The organism is Pyruvatibacter mobilis, assembly GCF_012848855.1.
GTDB classification, from domain to species: Bacteria; Pseudomonadota; Alphaproteobacteria; order CGMCC-115125; family CGMCC-115125; genus Pyruvatibacter; species Pyruvatibacter mobilis.
This window is the reverse complement of record NZ_CP051630.1, coordinates 1,561,595-1,577,305: the sequence shown is the minus strand read 5'-3', so window position 1 is coordinate 1,577,305 and position 15,711 is coordinate 1,561,595. Positions and strand designations below refer to the sequence as shown.

Genomic DNA, 15,711 nt, shown 5'->3' with positions numbered 1-15,711 from the left:
ATCCGCGTGGACCCGCAGGGGAGAAGACCCATGGCACTGTTTTCCTGGTTTCGCCGCCGCACGCCGCCGCCGCCCCAACTGACAGGCGATCCGGCCCACGACATGACGCAGGTGCTGCTGCGCATCGAGGCGCATCTCAGCGACCTCTCGGACCGCTCCCGCCAGCTCGAAAAACTGGACCGGCGCCTGCAGGGAATCGAGACAGCGCTCAGGCAGATCTAGACCGCGTCCCGCCGCCATTGCCGGAGGGATAAGACCACACACTGTCATTCCGCGACGTGATCGCGGAATCCAGGGAGGCTCACTCCGGCCGTGCAGAGGGGCTCTGGGCCCCGCGATCAGGTCGCGGGGTGACGCTTGGGGAAAGACCAAAGAGCAGGCGCGAGCGCTGTGCCCACGTCGGAAGCGAGTGGGCCCTCCGGTCAAGCCGGAGGGATGCGGGTGGGGGCGTGGGGAACGGCTGTGCCTGCGGGGTTAGTAGCGCCGCATGAGGCCCACGAGTTTGCCCTGAACCTTGACCCGTTCGGACGGGAAGATGCGGGTTTCATAGGCCGGGTTGGCGGCTTCGAGTGCGATGGTGTCGCCCTTGCGGCGCAGGCGCTTCAGGGTGGCTTCCTGCTGGTCGATCAGCGCGACGACGATCTCGCCGGAGCCGGCGGTGTCGCAGCGCTGGATGACCACGATGTCGCCGTCGAAGATGCCGGCGTCGATCATCGAATCGCCCTTCACCTCGAGCGCGTAATGCTCACCGGAGCCGAGCAGGCTGGAAGGCACGCCCACATGGTTGCTGTCATCCTGCAGCGCCTCGATGGGCGTACCGGCAGCGATGCGGCCCACCAGCGGCAGGCTCAGGGCGTCGCCCCCTTCAGGCACGGAGGTGTGATTGTCCGGCACGCGGGCGGGTTCGGACAGGCTGCCCTGGATCACGCTGGGCGAGAAACCGCGCTTGGCGGGTGCGCCCCTGCCCTGAGGTGCCGCGGATTCAGGCAGCTTCACCACTTCAAGCGCCCGTGCCCGGTGCGGCATGCGGCGGATGAAGCCGCGCTCCTCAAGCGCCGTGATCAGCCGGTGGATGCCGGACTTGGACCGCAAATCCAGCGCCTCCTTCATTTCATCGAAGGAGGGGGACACGCCGGTCTCCCGGATACGCTCGTGGATAAAGGTCAAAAGCTCGTGCTGCTTGCGCGTCAGCATGCCTCAATGTCTCCCGCAATCCCCGCCGGATGCCAAAGCGGCTGCTGACGCAGCCTGCCCGGCGGGCCTGTGATGCGACCGGGCAGCGGACTGCCCGGCATATGCCCCGGCTGCCCGCCCGCATGCGGCGCTGCCGGAAGGTTGCGGTTTCGTTCGCAAGTTGATGCAAATCAGAACAAAACCAAAACCCTGCAAATGTTCTAGTTTGGTTCTCAAAACCCGTCAAGCGCTAAAGGCAGGACGCGGAACAGGCAAATGAGATGGCGCGGGGAAGGCCGGGTATCAGCCGGCGTCGCGGGTGAAGTCGCCGGACTTGCCGCCGGACTTGCTCAGCAGGCGGACATCCGAAATGACCATCGTCTTGTCGATGGCCTTGAGCATGTCATAGAGCGTGAGACAAGCGACGCTGGCGGCCGTCAGCGCCTCCATCTCGACGCCGGTCTGCCCGGTCGTCCGCACGGTCGCCGTCACGTTGACCGCGTGGTGCTCCGGGTCCGGATCGAAATCCACCGCTGCCTTGCTGACGGGCAGGGGATGGCACAGGGGGATGAGGTCGCTGGTGCGCTTGGCAGCCATGATGCCGGCGATGCGCGCGGTGGCAATGACATCGCCCTTGGGCGCGGTGCCGTCCACCAGCGCGGCGAAGGCCGCGGCCGACATGGCGATACGCCCGCCGGCCACGGCCTCCCGCTTGGTGACGGCCTTTTCCGAGACATCGACCATGGCCGCGTTGCCGCGGGCGTCGAGATGGGTCAGGCCGTCTTTTGTCATCCGGGAGATGCTCCTGGCGTCAGATGTCCCGCCGCATGACGCAGCGATGGGTGAGGCCGACTTCCGCTTCGTGGTTGGCCACGAGAATAAGAGCCGGTGTCAGCTCGGTTTCCGCGAGGATACGAAATCCCGCCGTCTCGTAAAACGGCGCATTCCACGGGACATTGGTGAAGGTGGACAGGGTGACGGCCTCAAGCCCGCGCGCCTTTGCTTCGGCGGCCACCGTCTCCACCAGCGCCCGGCCAAGCCCCTTGCCGCCGTGATCCGGGTCCATGCCCAGCTCATAGAGGTGAAGCGCGTTGTCGAGCACACCGCAGATCGCAAAGCCCACCGGCACGTCACCGGGACCGGCCATCACGAAGGCGAGGCCGAGCCGGACATGGGCACGATAGGCATCTGTGGAATGGGGGGGATGATCCGTGACCGCGGGGTGCGGGCTGTCGCCGAACAGCACAGCGGCGCGGTCTTCAAGATCAGGAAGGAGCCCGGCCTCGTCCATGCGGGCCTGGCGGATGGTGTAACCGTCGGGGAGAGAAACTGATGCTATGGATCTTATCCTTTCTTCAGGGGCGCCCGGTAAGAAGGGCGCGTGTGGCTGCGGCAACATCCTGCTGCCGCATCAGACTTTCGCCGACCAGATAGGCACGCACGCCTGACCCGGCAAGGCGGAGAATATCATCATGGTCGGCGATACCGCTCTCGCCGACAATCAACCTGTCGTTACCGATGCGCGGTGCCAGCTCCTCGGTGGTGGCAAGCGTCGTCTCGAAGGTGCGCAGATTGCGGTTGTTGATGCCGATCATTCGGCAATCCAGCTTGAGCGCGCGGGTCAGCTCGTCGCCGTCATGCACCTCAACGAGCGCATCCATCCCGAAATCACGCGCAGCGGCCGCAAGGTCCGCGGCTTCCGCGTCCGTCGTGCTGGCCATGATGATGAGGATGCAATCGGCCCCCATGGCACGCGCCTCGGCCACCTGATAGGGCTCGAACAGGAAGTCCTTGCGCAGGACCGGCAGCGAACACGCCTCGCGCGCGGCAATGAGATAATCCGTGCAGCCCTGAAAGGACGGCGTGTCGGTGAGGACCGACAGGCAGGCTGCACCGCCCTCTTCATAGGCGCGGGCATGGGCCGGCGGGTCGAAATCAGCCCGGATCAGCCCCTTGGACGGGCTTGCCTTCTTGATCTCGGCAATCAGTCCGTAGCCGGACGACATCTTGTTCTCCAGCGCTGCCGCAAACGGGCGCACGGGCGGGGCGTCGGCGGCGCGACGCTCCATCTCCGCCTGCGGCACGGCCTGACGTGCGGCTTCGATTTCCTCGCGCTTGTAGGCGGCGATGCGGGTGAGAATGTCGGTCATGTGACTTGCCCTGAAATCAGCTCTGGTTGCTGGCGGTCACCAGCGCGTCAAGCGCAGCCCGCGCCTTGCCGCCGTCAATGGCGGCTTCAGCCTGCCGGGCACCGGCCTGCAGCGTGTCCGCATGGCCTGCCACCTTAAGGGCGGCGGCTGCGTTCAGCACCACGATATCGCGATAGGCGCCCTTCTTGCCGTCAAGCAGGGCGGACAGCGCTGCTGCATTAACACCGGCGTCCCCACCCACAAGGTCAGCCGCCGCGGCGCGCGCAAGGCCCGCATCTTCCGGCACCACCTCGTAATTGCGCACGACACCGTCAGCCAGCTCGCTGACATAGGTGGTGCCGGTCGTCGTCATCTCGTCGAGCCCGTCGTCCCCATGCACCACCATGGCATGGGTCGCGCCGAGATTTTGCAGCACATGCGCCAGCGGCTCGCACAGGGCGCGGTCATAGACGCCGATGAGCTGGCGCCTGGTGCCGGCGGGGTTGGAGAGCGGGCCGAGCACGTTGAAGATCGTCCGCGTACCAAGTTCCGTCCGTACCGGACCCACATGCTTCATCGCCGCATGGTGCTGCGGGGCAAACATGAACCCGACGCCTGCGGTGTCGATGCAGCGGGCGATGGCATCCGGCTCAAGCTCGAGCCTGACACCGAGCGCGCGCAGCACATCCGCCGAGCCGGACTTGGAGGTGAGCGCCTTGTTGCCATGCTTGGCGACCTTGACGCCCGCGCCCGCCGCCACGAAGGCGACGGCGGTGGAAATATTGTAGGTGCCGGACGCATCGCCGCCCGTGCCGCAGGTGTCGATCGCATCGGCCGGGGCGGGCACATGCAGCGCCATCTCGCGCATGACACTGGCAGCGCCCGTGATCTCGTCCACCGTCTCGCCGCGCACACGCAGGGCCATCAGAAAGGCTCCGATCTGCGCCGGGGACGCCTCGCCCGACATGATGATCTCGAAGGCGGTCTTGGCGTGGCCCGCGTCAAGCGCGTTGCCGGCGCCCACATGGGCCAGGATGGTCTTGAAGTCGCTCATGCGGTTTTCCGTTCAGGCTGGCCTGGTCAGGCCGGTTCTTTGGTCCGCGCGGCGTTGAAGTCCGCGGCCATGTCGAGGAAGTTCTTCAACAGCGCGTGGCCGTGCTCGGACGCGATGCTCTCCGGGTGGAACTGCACGCCATGCACCGGATGCGTCTTGTGCTGCAGCCCCATGATAATGCCGTCATCGGTCCGGGCGGTGACTTCCAGGCTGTCGGGCAGGGTGGCCGGGTCCACCACCAGCGAGTGATAGCGGGTCGCCTCGAAATCCTTGTTGAGGCCCTTGAACACGCCCTTGCCGTCATGATGGACGGTGCTCATCTTGCCGTGCATCAGCGTCGGCGCGCGCACCACGTCGCCGCCATAGATCTGGCCGATGGTCTGATGGCCGAGGCACACGCCCATGATCGGCACCTCGCCCGCGGCCTTCTCCACCAGTTCAAGACAGATGCCGGCCTTGTCCGGATCGCACGGGCCCGGCGACAGCACGATGGCATCCGGCTTCATCGCCAGTGCCTCGTCGGCGGTGATCTTGTCATTGCGCACGACCTTCACCTCCGCCCCAAGCTCGCCGAGGAAATGGACGAGGTTGTAGGTGAAGCTGTCGTAATTATCGATGAGCAGCAGCATGGCGGCGCTCCAGAGAAGGACGGGACGTGCGGAGGCAACATATAGGGGCCTCCATGGCCGCGACGCAAGGAAACCCGCAGCTCTCGGGGGCCTGCACGGAGGGCTTCCGAACGCCCGGCACCGACTCAGATGACGCGGCGCCGGGCAGGGCGGTCAGCCCCGAAGCCGCGCCATGACAGGCAATGGGCGATCTATCCCCAGATTTCTGCGGTTTTTGGCGCGGCATGGAATTGTCCGCCACAACATGTAGTGTTAATAAAACCTTAATGCGCATGATCTGCACATGGTCGGCACACGATCTGGGCAGGTAATGGACATGATGCGGGGCGGCCCGCATCTGATTGGGGGATGAGAGGCGCGTGGCAAAGGCCCGGTCATTTACGGATCGACTGAAGCACGCCTTTGCCGTGCCCCGGCCCGTGCGTGCGCCGCTGGCCCTGGTCATGCCGTTCGCGCTGGGCCTGGTGCTCGGCGGTGCCGTGCTGGGCGGACCGGCGTTGACCCAGAACCGGACTGAAGCCCGGATCAGCACCGCAGCCGCGCCCTCTGCTGAGGATCACGTGGTGGCGCTGGGGGCTGCATCGGTGCCAACGCCGGTCGTCATCGCGCCGGGTAAGCGGGCCCTGAAGGATGCCCCGCCGCGCATGGTCTTTGCCGAAATCACCCTGCCTGCCGCACCGCTCGATCTGGGGCCCGCCTTCCGCCGCGGGCTGACGCCTGAGCGCACGCCCATCGTGGTGGCCAGCGGCAAGAGCGGGCTGCTGGCGCTTGCGTCTCTCGGCGATGTGCCGATACGCGACACGCGGCCCGCCATCGCGCTGGTGATCGATGATCTCGGCGTGGCGCCGGACCGTTCGGCCCATGCCTTGCGGCTGCCGAAGGAAGTGACCCTGTCCTTCCTGCCCTATGGCGGCGTGTCTCGCCCGCTGGCGCAGGCGGCGGCTGCCAAAGGCCACGAGATTTTCCTGCATGTGCCGATGGAGCCGCGCGGCGATGCCGATCCCGGCCCTGATGCGCTGCGGACAGCGGACAGCACCAGCCGCCTGCGGTCAAAGCTCGACCGTCAGATTGCGGACATTTCCGAAGTAGCGCCGATTGCCGGCATGAACAATCACATGGGCAGCCGCGCCACCGCCGACCGGCGGCTGATGGCTGAAGTGATGCGCGGGGCAGCCGAGCGCGGCTTTGTCTTCGTTGACAGCGTTACGACGCCGAACAGCGTCGCCCGCGCTGCCGCCGCCCGCCACGACGTGCCGTTCCTCGCCCGCGACATCTTTCTTGATCACGGCGAAGGCCCGGACTTCCTCCTCGCCCAGCTCGACACGCTGGAACAGCAGGCCCGCGCGCGCGGCGTCGCCGTCGCCATCGCCCACCCGCACGAGACCTCGCTTGAGATCCTCGACATCTGGGTGAAGGGGCTTGAGGCCAAGGGCCTGCGCCTTGTGCCGGTGACCGAAGCCATCAAAATCGAAGCCCGCCGGTCGCTGCTGGCGATGGTGCAGTAGCAAGCCGCCACCCCGATCCAAATTCCAATCATCCGTATCCCTCCGGCTTGACCGGAGGGCCTACTCTCGATGCCCCTTGCCGCAGCGTGCACGGATAGGGCACGGCGGGAGCCGCCCGCCCTGTACCCAACAGCCAAAGCGAGTGGACCCCGGATCAAGTCCGGGGTGACGGAGAGGTGGGATGATCAAAGTCACCTCTCCCCCTTGGGGGAGAGGTCGGTGCGTCAGCACCGGGTGAGGGGGATGGAGCGGGAATGGGCGGCCTGCATTTCCCCCCACCCCGCTTGCCCTCCGGCTTGACCGGGGGGCCTATGGGAGGTCGAGGGTCAGATGGGCCCTCCGGTCAAGCCGGAGGGCAAGCGGTTTCTTGGGACGGCCGCAGCAAGTTTTCCTCGGCCCCTGCCTCCTGCCGCATACTCTCTGCATGACCTCCCGCCACACGGGCAGCCGGGCCGACCGGACCTGGGCGGGAGGGCGGATGCCCGGAAGGCTGGGCGAGAGGCGGCCCCTTGGGAACGTGGGGTACGCGCGCCGGGTCGCGATGCGCAAGTAACGGGTGCGCATTAGATGGGTGGTGGTGTCCCGAACCCGGTCACGCCCTGAAAAAGCTGGCCCCACCGCGTCCAGGCCCGTTCCAAAGTGTGGAGGGTGGAAGCAGGGTTCGCGGGGTTGGACACGCAGGGTAACGCCTGCCCCGCCCCGGTCCGGCCACCGCTGGCAGCCATCCGTGCGGGACGCGCCTGAGGCTTGCGACCCAAATTTGTTTATTGCTCCTACCGGCGCCGCGTGAGCGCCGGGCGCGTCCTGCTCTCCCCGATGCCCGTGACGGCAATGCCGTGTGCGGAGGGTTTGGTGTGGGTGCGTGCCATCCACCTCACTTCCCTCTCCGTATCCCTCCGGCTTGACCGGAGGGTCTACTCTCAGCGCTGCTTGCCGCAGCAATAGCGGACACGGCACGGCGGAAGCCGCGCACCCTGTGCTCAACTGCCAATGCGAGTGGACCCCGGATCAAGTCCGGTGTGTCGGAGAAGAGAAAAGGAATGAACAAAGTTACCTCTCCCTTTGGGGGGAGGGGATGTTGGGGCGAAAGCCGCCGGCCCTGTGCTCAACAGCGGAGGCGAGTGGGCCCTCCGGTCAAGCCGGAGGGATGCGGGGTGTTGTTCGGGAGAGGGCCTGGAGTAGCGGTGCTCCGTGCTCACTTCCCCTGCACGTCTTGGCCTTCCCGCCCCGCAGCCTACTGCCCGCGGCGGGCGCTGCTGGCGTAGCGGAGGGCTTCTTCGGCGGCGCGGAAGAGGGCTTTGGCTTTGTTGACGGTTTCCATGCGTTCGGCTTCCGGGTCGCTATCGGCGACGACGCCGCCGCCGGCCTGGACGTAGAGCGTGCCGTCCTTGACGATGCCGGTGCGCAGGACGATGCAGGTGTCCATGTCGCCGCCGGCGGAGAAATAGCCGACGCAGCCTGCATAGAGCCCGCGCTTTTCCTTCTCCAGCTCGTCGATGATTTCCATCGCCCGCACCTTCGGCGCCCCGGAGACGGTGCCCGCCGGGAAACCCGCCACCAGGGCGGAGATCGCGTCATAGCTGGGGTCGAGCTGGCCGATCACGTTGGAAACGATATGCATCACCTGGCTGTAGCGCTCGATGGTGTAGCTGGCGGTAACTTCCACCGTGCCGATCTTTGCGACGCGGCCCACATCGTTGCGGCCGAGATCAAGCAGCATCAGATGCTCGGCCCGCTCCTTGGGGTCGGCCAAAAGCTCCTGCTCAAGCGCCAGATCCTCTTCGGGGGTCTTGCCGCGCGGGCGGGTGCCGGCGATGGGGCGGATCGTCACCTCGTCGCCTTCGACCTTCACCATGATCTCCGGCGAGGAACCCGCGACCGCGAAATCCTCGAAGTCGAGGTAATAGAGATAGGGCGAGGGGTTGGTGCGGCGCAGGGCGCGGTAGAGCGCGAAAGGCGGCAGGTCGAAGGGCACGGAAAACCGCTGGCTGGGCACCACCTGGAAGATGTCGCCCGCAGCGATGTAGTCCTTCGCCTTTTCGACAATGCGGTAATACTCATCGACGCCCGTGTTGGAGGCGGGCTCCGGCAGGGACGCTGTATCCATGTCCGCATCCGCCGTGTGGGGCAGGGGCTTGTCGAGGGCATCGACAATGGCCGACAGCCGTTCCTCGGCCCGCACCATGGCGGCCTTGGCAGATACATCCGCCTGCGGACGAACCGGCGTCACCAGCACGATCTCGTCGCGCACGCTGTCAAACACGGCGATGACGGTGGGCCGCGCCATCAGGCAGTCCGGCAGGCCGAGAACGTCCGGGTTCTGGTCCGGCAGGTCTTCCATCAGGCGGACCATGTCGTAGCCCAGATAGCCGAACACGCCCGCCGACATGGGCGGCAGTTCGGCCGGCAGGTCGATGCGGGATTCAGCCAGGAGCCCCCGCAGCGCGTCCAGTGTTCCCTCCGTGCACGGCGTATAGGCCGTGCGGTCAACCAGCGCCTTGCGGTTGATCTCAGCCTTGTTGCCGGTGGCGCGGAACAGGATGTCCGGATCAACGCCGATGATGGAATAACGCCCGCGGCGCGCACCGTCCTCGACGCTTTCAAGGAGGAAGCTGTTGTGCCGCCCGTCCATGAGCTTGAGCATGGCGGAGACCGGCGTCTCGAGATCGGCCACCAGCTTGGTCCAGACGACCTGCGCTGTGCCCTCTTCATAGACGCGCGAAAAGGCGGAAAAGTCGGGTTCTACATTCATGTCTTCAGCCGGGATACCAGAGGACGGCGCTTGCCGCGTGTCCTAGTAGCCGCCGGTCCCCTCGTCGCCGCCGATCACATAGGCCACGGCCTGCGGATTGACCCGGGCATCCAGATCCTGCCGGACGGCGTTGACATACTGGTACATCAGATCGCCGGACACGGTCTGGTTGATCTGCTGGCGGAAGCCGGCCAGGGCGTCCTGGGTCTGGCCTTCCTCGCCGGAGATGATGTCCGCCACCTGCAGCAGCACCACGCTGTTGCCGAAGCCGACCGGGCCGTAGGTGGCCTCGCCCTCGCCGATGCTGAACAGGTTGTTGACCGCGATGCGCGAGAAGGTCTCGTTGCTCATGCCGCGCTGCAGGGCAGGGGTCTCAAGCGGCGTGCGGCCGAACTCGTCAGCGACGGACCGCAGGCTCTCCCCGCCATTGACGCGGGCCGCGAGATCAGCGGCAAGGCGCAGCAGGGCAGCCTCGCGCTCCTCTTCCTTCCAGCTTGCAATGAGCTGGGCCCGGACTTCCTCAAGCGGCGGCGTGCGCGCTTCGGTGACCTCGCCAACTTCAACCCAGAAGAAGGAGCCGTCGGCCAGTTCGCCCATCGGGGCTTCATCACCCGGCTGAGCCTCAAAGGCCGCGGCGATGATGTCTTCATACACGGGCAGATTATCCGGGCGGCGGCCGTCGCGGCCAAGGCCCGCATTGGTCACCGGCGGCACCTGGGTGGCCTCGAGGTTGAGGTCGGCAACTGCCTGGGCCAGCGGCAGGCCGCCGGCGCGGGCATCTTCCACCTGATTGGACAGGTCAAACAATTCGTCATAGGCGCGGTCAAGCGCGAGGTCGTCGCGGAGGCGGTCCTTCACGTCCTCGAATTTGCTCTCGACGGCGGGGATCACCTGCGCGGCGCGGATCAGCACCCAGCCGAGCGGCCCTTCCACCGGCTGGCTCACCTCGCCATTGCCAAGCGAGAAGGCGGCCTCGGCGATGTCTTCGCTGAAGATGTCACGCCGGGTGAGGGTGCCGAGCTGGTAGTCGCCGGGTTCAAGCTCCTGGGCGTCGGCCAGGGCGGCGAAGGTCTTGCCTTCATCAAGGCCGGCGCGGGCTGCTTCTGCCTCTTCCCTGGTCGGATAGGAGATCTGCTCCAGCACCCGGCGTTCCACCTGGTCGAACTCGGCCTTGCGGACCGCATATTCGTCGCGCAGCTGGTCCTCCGGAATCTCGAGGCTTTCAGCCACCGTTTCCGGGGTCAGCAGCAGGTAGGAGAAGCTGCGGTATTCAGGCTCGCGGAACAGGGCCTGGCCGCGCACGTCATAGAAGTTCTGCAGCGTGGTCTCGTCCGGGTCGGCGGGAGCGGGCACCATTTCCGGCGTCAGCACCACGTAATTGGCCTTGCGGCGTTCGTTGAGCACGTTGAACAGGGCAGCGGCATAGGCGTCCGGCATGTCCACATTCTCGGAGACCGCTTCCACCAGCTGCTGCCGGGCAATGTAGCGGCGCCGGTCATCCACCAGGAAGGCCTCGCTGATGCCGTTGGCGAACAGGGTCTGCTGGAAGGTCTGCGCGTCGAACTGGCCGGTCGGACCCTGGAAGGCCGGGTCGTTGCGGATGTCCTCGATCACCAGATCCTCGCCGGCGGCAAGGCCCAGATTGCGCGCGGTCACATCCAGCGCCGTGCGGCCCACCATCTGGTCCAGCACCCGGCGGTCGAAGCCAAGGGCCTGGCCCTCGGCGGTGCTGAGCTGGCGGCCGAAGCTCTGGGAGCGCTGCTGCAGCTCGCGGCGGTATTCGAGCATGAACAGCTCGCCGGAGATGTCCTCGTCGCCGACGGTTGCCACCGTCGTGTCCACCGTGCCGGTGAAGATGTCGTTGATGCCCCACACCGCGAAGCTCAGAACGAGAAGGCCGATGAAGATCTGGGCGACGAAGCCCGAGGCATTCTTGCGGAGTTGTTCAAGCATGGCGGCTGGTCAACGCTTTCAGTGCAGAGGATGGAACCGGACCGCCCGGAAGACGGGCCGGAGACGACACGGCGCAAGCATGTAGCATATTCGCGCCTCATATGCGCCCGAATGAGGCAGGCGGACGCGGACGCCCGGCTGCCGTTCGGGAAAGGGGCGCATATTAGGAGGGGCAGGCAGGCTGCAGCAAGCCGCATGAGGCGGGAAACGGGCGCTTTTTCAAGGGATTGCCGGTCGTGCGCTCAGGCGCTGCCGCTGTGGGGTGCGGCGCATTACATCTGGCGCAGGGGCGGTCTGTTTGCTATCCGCTCCCCGCAGGTGCCGGTGCGCGCCGGCCTGACGGGCCGTGCCGCCGCATGACCGGCCGATGACCCGGATGGATAACAGAGAGCCCGACAAGGGAGAAAGCCAGACCAATGACCGACCGCCGCCCCCTTGTTGCCGGTAACTGGAAGATGAACGGCCTCAGCGCCGCCGCAGCCGAGCTCGACGCCCTGGCCAAGGCCCTGGCCGACAGGCCCGCGCCTGCCTGCGACGTGATGATCGCACCGCCCTTCACCCTGCTGGCGCCTTTCGTGGCCGCCGCCAGCGGCACCCCCATCGCGATCGGCGGGCAGGACTGCTCGCACCTGGAGCCGGGCGCGCATACCGGCGATATCGCCGCCGTCATGCTGCGCGACATCGGCGCCACCTCGGTGATCGTCGGCCATTCCGAGCGCCGCCAGGACCATCATGAAACGGACGATCTGGTGCGCCTGAAGGCCGAAGCCGCCCATGAGGCGGGCCTTGTCGCCATTGTCTGCATCGGCGAGACCGAGCCCGAGCGCGACCGGGACCAGACCCTGAACGTGGTGACCACCCAGCTGGCCGGCTCCGTGCCGGACGCGGCCACCGCCGACAACACGATCATCGCCTATGAGCCGGTCTGGGCCATTGGCACCGGCCGCACCCCGACGGCAGCCGATGTCGCCACGGTGCACGGCACCATCCGCGAGGTGCTGGTGGAGCGCTTCGGCGAGGATATCGGCAATGGCCTGCGCATTCTCTATGGCGGCTCGGTCAAGCCGGCCAATGCGGGCGAGCTGATGGCCGTGGCCAATGTGGACGGCGCCCTGGTGGGCGGTGCCAGCCTCAAGGCAGCCGATTTCGACGGCATTATCGACGCCTACCGGTAGGACTGGCCCCAAATCCGGCCCGTTTCGGCCATGCGCCAGGGGCAACCCTGCTGACTGCCTGTGCCGCCCCGGCGGCGCGGGCGGGGTATTGGCAATGTCCGCCCCCATGGCGTACAACGCGCCAACACCGCTTCGGCCCGTCCGGGACCCGGGCGGGCTTCACCGGCATCTAGTGAGAACGTTCCCCGTCATGGAAAACATCCTGCTCGTCATCCACACCCTTGTTGCCATCGCCCTTGTGGGCGTTGTGCTGCTGCAGCGGTCCGAAGGCGGCGCGCTGGGCATTGGCGGGGGCGGCGGCGGCGCCGGTGGCGGCATGTTCTCCAGCCGGACGGCGGCCAACCTGCTGACGCGGGCCACGGCCATCCTGGCAACCGTGTTCTTCCTGTCGTCCATCGCTTTGACGGTGCTGCACACCAGCGACCGCAGCGCGGGCTCTATCGTTGACCGGATCACCCCGGTGGCGCCGGTGAGCGACACGGCCCTGCCGGGCGAGGCCGACGTGGCCCCGCCCGCTGTCGGTCCCGCGGGCGAGGAACCCGCCCCGGTGGATGAACCGACCGTTCCGCGTCCCGAATAGGGCCGTTTCTCCACCTTGTTGCAACGTCTGGTTCACCAGCGGCAACAAACCTCACCCCAAACACCCCCCATTCACCATTGGGGCCTTCAAGGCCCCTGCGACTCGGGATAAGTTAATCGCCCATGGCGCGGTACATCTTCATTACCGGCGGCGTGGTGTCCTCCCTCGGAAAGGGTCTCGCATCAGCGGCGTTGGGTGCATGTCTCCAGGCGCGCGGTTATTCCGTGCGTCTCCGGAAGCTTGACCCCTACCTGAATGTCGACCCGGGCACCATGAGCCCCATTCAGCATGGCGAAGTTTTCGTCACCGATGACGGTGCGGAAACCGACCTCGACCTTGGTCACTACGAGCGGTTCACCGGCGTGCACGCCTCCCGCTACGACAACGTGACCGCGGGCAAGATCTATCAGACAATCCTCTCCAAGGAGCGCCGGGGCGACTATCTCGGCGGCACCGTGCAGGTGATCCCGCATGTGACCGACGCCATCAAGGCGTTCGTCCTGCATGGCAATGAGGATGTGGATTTCGTCCTCTGCGAGATCGGCGGCACGGTGGGCGACATTGAGGGCCTGCCGTTCTTCGAGGCGATCCGCCAGCTCGGCAACGAGCTGCCGCACAATGATGCGGTGTTCATCCACCTGACGCTGATGCCGTGGATCGCGTCCGCAGGCGAGATGAAGACCAAGCCGACCCAGCATTCCGTGCGCGAACTGCGCGCCATCGGCATCCAGCCCGATATCCTGCTATGCCGCGCCGACCGGCCGATCCCGGTGGACCAGCGCCGCAAGCTCGGCCTGTTCTGCAATGTGCGCCCCTCCAGCGTCATTGAGGCGCGCGACGTGGACACGATCTACGACGTGCCCGCTGCCTATCATGCTGAAGGGCTGGACGCCGAAGTGCTGGCCCATTTCGGCATTACCGATGCCCCGGAGCCTGATCTCGCCACCTGGCACGACATCACCAACCGCGTCCGCAAGCCGGACGGCGAGGTGACGATTGCCATCGTTGGCAAGTATACGGGCCTCAAGGACGCCTATAAGTCGCTGACCGAAGCGTTGACCCATGGCGGCATCGCCAACAAGGTGCGCGTCCACCTTGAATGGATCGACAGCGAGATCTTCGAGAAGGAAGACCCGGCGCCTTACCTGGAAGACGTCCACGCCATCCTCGTGCCCGGCGCCTTCGGCGAGCGCGGCGCGGAAGGCAAGATCGCCGCGGCCAAGTTCGCCCGCGAGCGCGAAGTACCCTATTTCGGCATCTGCTTCGGCATGCAGATGGCGGTGGTGGAAGCCGCCCGCAATCTCGCCGGCATGCCCGCGGCCTCCTCCACTGAATTCGGCCCGTGCAACGAGCCCGTCGTCGGCCTGATGACCGAGTGGATGAAGGAAGGCGAGCTCGAAAAGCGCGAGGAAAAGGGCGATCTCGGCGGCACCATGCGGCTGGGCGCCTACCAGGCCAAGCTCAAGCAGGGCACCCGCATCGCCGACATCTACGGCACCACGGACATCGCCGAACGCCACCGGCACCGCTACGAGGTCAACATGACCTATCGCGAGCCGCTGGAGGCCGCCGGCATGACCTTCTCCGGCGCGTCGCCTGACGGCCTGCTGCCCGAGACCATCGAAATTCCGTCCCATCCGTGGTTCATTGGCGTCCAGTACCATCCGGAACTGAAGTCCAAGCCGTTCGACCCGCACCCGCTGTTCGCCAGCTTCGTCGGCGCGGCCTTGCGGCAGAGCCGGCTGGTCTGACGCTGTTACGGGTCTGCCAATCGCGGAGCGAGGTCTCCGCCTTCGGAGTGAAAAGATGAGTGCCACGCCTATGACGACCGTCACCATCGGCAATGTGGCGTTCGGCAACGACAAGCCCCTGTCGATCATCGCCGGGCCCTGCGCCATGGAAAGCCGCGAACACGCGCTGGAAATGGCCTCGGCCCTGAAGGAGATCACGTCGAAGCTGGGGATCGGCCTCGTCTACAAATCATCCTTCGACAAGGCCAACCGCACCTCGGCCAACAGCGCCCGCGGCATCGGCCTGGAGCTGGCCCTGCCGATCTTCGCGGACGTGAAGGAGAGCCTCGGCATTCCCGTGCTCACCGATGTGCACACCGCCGAGCAATGCGCCCCGGTGGCCGAAGTGGTGGACGTGCTGCAGATCCCGGCCTTCCTGTGCCGCCAGACGGACCTCCTCATCGCCGCCGCTGAAACCGGCGCGGTGGTGAACGTCAAGAAGGGGCAGTTCCTCGCCCCCTGGGACATGAAGAACGTGGTGGAAAAGGTGCGCGGCGCCGGCAACCCCAACGTGATGGTCACCGAGCGCGGCGCCAGCTTCGGCTACAACACGCTGGTGTCCGACATGCGCGCCCTGCCGGAACTGGCCAAGACCGGCGCCCCGGTCATCTTTGATGCGACTCATTCGGTTCAGCAGCCCGGCGGGCAGGGGGCGACCTCCGGCGGCCAGCGCGAATTCGTGCCCGTGCTGGCCCGCGCCGCTGTGTCGGTGGGCGTCGCCGGTGTCTTCATGGAAACGCACCAGGACCCGGACAGCGCGCCCTCAGACGGCCCCAACATGGTGCATCTGAAGGACATGCCGGCCCTGCTGGAGCGGCTTCAGGCATTTGATTCGCTGGCCAAGGCCGCCTGACGCAACACCCGTCCGCTGCCTGCGAAATCCCTGTTGCCCGCACCGGGTAAATCCATGATCCTGCCCTCACTGCGCCGCGGCGGCAGCCCCCGCACGCGCCGCCAGGAGAGACCGGGCA

Annotated in this window: 14 protein-coding genes; 6 read left to right on the top strand and 8 right to left on the bottom strand. The window is 66.4% G+C overall.

Annotated elements, in window-relative coordinates:
• Positions 1-30 precede the first annotated feature (30 nt).
• A complete protein-coding gene (locus HG718_RS07510) occupies positions 31-222 on the top strand; it encodes a hypothetical protein (RefSeq protein ID WP_027844357.1) in 192 nt (63 codons plus the stop codon).
• Positions 223-474: 252 nt separating this feature from the next.
• Here HG718_RS07510 and lexA read toward each other — a convergent pair whose 3' ends face one another.
• The 6 genes from lexA to HG718_RS07480 form a co-directional block, all read right to left on the bottom strand.
• Positions 475-1,194, bottom strand: a complete 720-nt coding sequence (lexA, locus tag HG718_RS07505) for a transcriptional repressor LexA (protein WP_160587578.1) — start codon at positions 1,192-1,194, stop codon at positions 475-477.
• Between the two features lie 282 nt (positions 1,195-1,476).
• The gene (moaC, locus tag HG718_RS07500; RefSeq protein ID WP_160587579.1) at positions 1,477-1,965 is read right to left on the bottom strand and encodes a cyclic pyranopterin monophosphate synthase MoaC; all 489 of its coding nucleotides are present in this window, start codon (positions 1,963-1,965) and stop codon (positions 1,477-1,479) included.
• A gap of 19 nt (positions 1,966-1,984) precedes the next feature.
• A complete protein-coding gene (locus HG718_RS07495; protein WP_160587580.1) occupies positions 1,985-2,464 on the bottom strand; it encodes a GNAT family N-acetyltransferase in 480 nt (159 codons plus the stop codon).
• Between the two features lie 64 nt (positions 2,465-2,528).
• Positions 2,529-3,323: an indole-3-glycerol phosphate synthase TrpC gene (gene trpC / locus HG718_RS07490; protein WP_160587581.1), complete on the bottom strand. Its 795-nt coding sequence runs from the start codon at positions 3,321-3,323 to the stop codon at positions 2,529-2,531.
• A gap of 16 nt (positions 3,324-3,339) precedes the next feature.
• Complete coding sequence (gene trpD, locus HG718_RS07485; protein ID WP_160587582.1) at positions 3,340-4,356, bottom strand: anthranilate phosphoribosyltransferase; 1,017 nt, start codon at positions 4,354-4,356, stop codon at positions 3,340-3,342.
• A 26-nt stretch (positions 4,357-4,382) separates the two neighbouring features.
• Complete coding sequence (locus HG718_RS07480) at positions 4,383-4,985, bottom strand: anthranilate synthase component II (RefSeq protein ID WP_160587583.1); 603 nt, start codon at positions 4,983-4,985, stop codon at positions 4,383-4,385.
• 359 nt (positions 4,986-5,344) lie between these two features.
• Here HG718_RS07480 and HG718_RS07475 point away from each other — a divergent pair, with 359 nt between their 5' ends.
• Complete coding sequence (locus tag HG718_RS07475) at positions 5,345-6,490, top strand: divergent polysaccharide deacetylase family protein (RefSeq protein WP_160587584.1); 1,146 nt, start codon at positions 5,345-5,347, stop codon at positions 6,488-6,490.
• Positions 6,491-7,724: 1,234 nt separating this feature from the next.
• Here the strand turns inward: HG718_RS07475 and trpE are convergent.
• Positions 7,725-9,242 (bottom strand): anthranilate synthase component I, encoded by a 1,518-nt coding sequence (trpE, locus tag HG718_RS07470; RefSeq protein WP_027843684.1) that lies wholly within the window; start codon positions 9,240-9,242, stop codon positions 7,725-7,727.
• A 42-nt stretch (positions 9,243-9,284) separates the two neighbouring features.
• Entirely contained in the window at positions 9,285-11,195 is a 1,911-nt protein-coding gene (locus tag HG718_RS07465; protein WP_160588113.1) for a peptidylprolyl isomerase, read from the bottom strand.
• Positions 11,196-11,611: 416 nt separating this feature from the next.
• Here HG718_RS07465 and tpiA point away from each other — a divergent pair, with 416 nt between their 5' ends.
• The 4 genes from tpiA (at position 11,612) to kdsA (ending at position 15,593) form a co-directional block, all read left to right on the top strand.
• Entirely contained in the window at positions 11,612-12,370 is a 759-nt protein-coding gene (gene tpiA / locus HG718_RS07460) for a triose-phosphate isomerase (RefSeq protein WP_160588111.1), read from the top strand.
• 190 nt (positions 12,371-12,560) lie between these two features.
• Positions 12,561-12,950, top strand: coding sequence for a preprotein translocase subunit SecG (gene secG / locus HG718_RS07455; RefSeq protein WP_160588109.1), 390 nt, complete (start codon positions 12,561-12,563; stop codon positions 12,948-12,950).
• Between the two features lie 122 nt (positions 12,951-13,072).
• The gene (pyrG, locus tag HG718_RS07450; protein WP_160588107.1) at positions 13,073-14,701 is read left to right on the top strand and encodes a CTP synthase; all 1,629 of its coding nucleotides are present in this window, start codon (positions 13,073-13,075) and stop codon (positions 14,699-14,701) included.
• Positions 14,702-14,756: 55 nt separating this feature from the next.
• On the top strand, positions 14,757-15,593 hold the full coding sequence (gene kdsA / locus HG718_RS07445) for a 3-deoxy-8-phosphooctulonate synthase (protein ID WP_160588105.1): 837 nt from the start codon (positions 14,757-14,759) through the stop codon (positions 15,591-15,593).
• Positions 15,594-15,711 lie beyond the last annotated feature (118 nt).